General features: G+C 59.6%; 1 protein-coding gene. It reads right to left on the reverse strand.

All coding sequences use genetic code 11. From position 1 onward, the window contains the following. Positions 1-1254: IS21 family transposase (gene istA / locus JL39_RS09285; RefSeq protein WP_081952771.1), on the reverse strand; the 1254-nt coding region annotated here is incomplete at its 3' end. Between the last annotated feature and the right edge of the window lie 209 nt (positions 1255-1463).

Consider the following 1463-nt stretch of genomic DNA (forward strand, 5'->3'; position numbering starts at 1 on the left):
GGCCTGCTTGTCGGTCAATCGTTCCAGCAGAGCCTCGAAGGTCTGGCGATACTCCAGCCTCGGGAAGAGCTGGTCTCGATAGACGAGCCGCAACAATGCCATCGGCTTTTGCCGTAGGGAATGAATGACGTGCCGGTAGTTGACGACCTGGCTGTGGCGGCCGTCAGGATGGCTCCGCCCTCGAGAGAGCGTCATGAGATAGGTGCCGCCGACGAACACATCGAGCCGGTCATCGAAGAGACGCACCCGTAGCTGATGCCCGATCAGGCGTGAAGGCACGCTGTAGAAGACCTTGCGCAGCGTGAAGCCACCGGTGCGCATGACCCTGACGACCACCTCCTCGGAGTCTGTCGTCCTGCGCTGCGGCAATTCCTGAAGATGAGGTCTTTCGGCTTCGATACGTTTGAGATTGTGGGCGTTGCGGCGGCTGACAATCTCATCGATGAAGGCACGGTAGGCGGCAAGATCGTCGAAGTCGTTGCTGCCGCGCATGAGCAGCGCGTCGCGGACCGCTGCCTTGATATGCCCGTGCACGCTCTCGATCGAACCGTTCTCGTGTGCGACGCCTTTGTTATTACGCGTCGGCTTCATGTGGTAATGGGCGCAAAGTTCCTCATATCGATGCGTCAGGTCCTCCCGCTCATTGGTGGTCAGGTTACGGAATGCAGCCGACAGGCTGTCGCTACGATGGTCGTGCGGCGCGCCGCCAAGGGACCACAGGGCATTCTGCAGCCCTTCCGCAAGAGCGACGAAGCTCTCTCCGCCGAGGATGACATGGCCATGTTCGAAGCCGGAGTAGGCAAGCCGGAAGTGATACAGGAGATGATCGAGGGGCTGCCCGGCGATCGTGACCTCCAGACTATCCATGTTGGTGAAATCCGAAAGGCCCAACCGGCCGGGCTCGTGAACCTGCCGGAAGATGACCTCCTGCTCTGCGCCATGCACAGCGCGCCAGGAGCGAATGCGCCGCTCCATGGTCCGACGAATGCCGTCTCCAAGCTCCGGGTGGCGGCGCAGCATCTCCTCGAATATCGCTACCGCCCGTATTCCGGGCGCAGCCTGAAGCAGGGGAACGATCTCGGCATCAAAGATATGGGCCAGTGGATCTGGTCGCCGGCGTTCCCGCGGTTTTGTCTTTTGAGATGGGAGACGTGGATCCTTCTCGATCCGGAAAGCTGTCGTGCGGCCGATCGAAGCCTTTGCGGCAGCAACGGTGACGGAATGATTTTGACGTAACTTCATGAAAAGCCTCATCTGATGATCGTTTACATGGCGACCTGGCACAAAGTGATTCTCCGGTTTTGGAAAATCGCCAGATTGACCGCGATCACAAGCGCAAGGCAGGCCTGATTTTGGCGCCGCGGGCCGTGGGCATAACTTCGATCGGGCTACGCCCTCACTCCGTTACGCCCACCACCCGCAAAGTCCCATCTTGATTGACGCTGGAATTCCACGTTGATCGT

The sequence above is a fragment of the Rhizobium sp. YS-1r genome (assembly GCF_000757525.1).
GTDB classification, from domain to species: Bacteria; Pseudomonadota; Alphaproteobacteria; order Rhizobiales; family Rhizobiaceae; genus Neorhizobium; species Neorhizobium petrolearium.